The organism is Oceanobacter antarcticus, assembly GCF_044962685.1.
In the GTDB taxonomy this organism is placed as follows: Bacteria; Pseudomonadota; Gammaproteobacteria; order Pseudomonadales; family Oceanobacteraceae; genus Oceanobacter; species Oceanobacter antarcticus.
In genome coordinates this window covers 1-309 of the sequence record NZ_JBBKTX010000091.1, presented here as the reverse complement: position 1 = coordinate 309, position 309 = coordinate 1, and the positions used below count along the sequence as shown (strand labels likewise).

Annotated in this window: 1 pseudogene; it reads left to right on the top strand. The window is 52.1% G+C overall.

Features of this window, described 5'->3' with window-relative positions:
• Positions 1–180 (top strand): annotated as a pseudogene (locus WG929_RS21055) (transposase); the annotation flags it as partial.
• Positions 181–309: the final 129 nt, after the last annotated feature.

Below are 309 nucleotides of genomic sequence, written 5' to 3'. Positions count from 1 at the left end.
TGCATCGCCCGCTGGGTAGAAAACCCCTACTGGCAGCACTTCTGCGGCGAGCAGTATTTCCAACATCGACCACCGATTGATCCCACCACGTTCGGGCGTTTCCGCCGACGTCTCGGCGAGGACGGGTTAAAGACACTGATGAAAATGACGGTTCGCCTAGGGTTGGAACTGAATATCATCGACGAAGCCAGCGGTAGTTTTCAACCCAGTTGTCCAAAATACTGCGTTTAAGCAGCACATTTATTCCGTTCAATCTCCTGCAGTTTTGCAGGATTGAGTGATACCGCTCCTGCAACGTTGCAGTTTCGG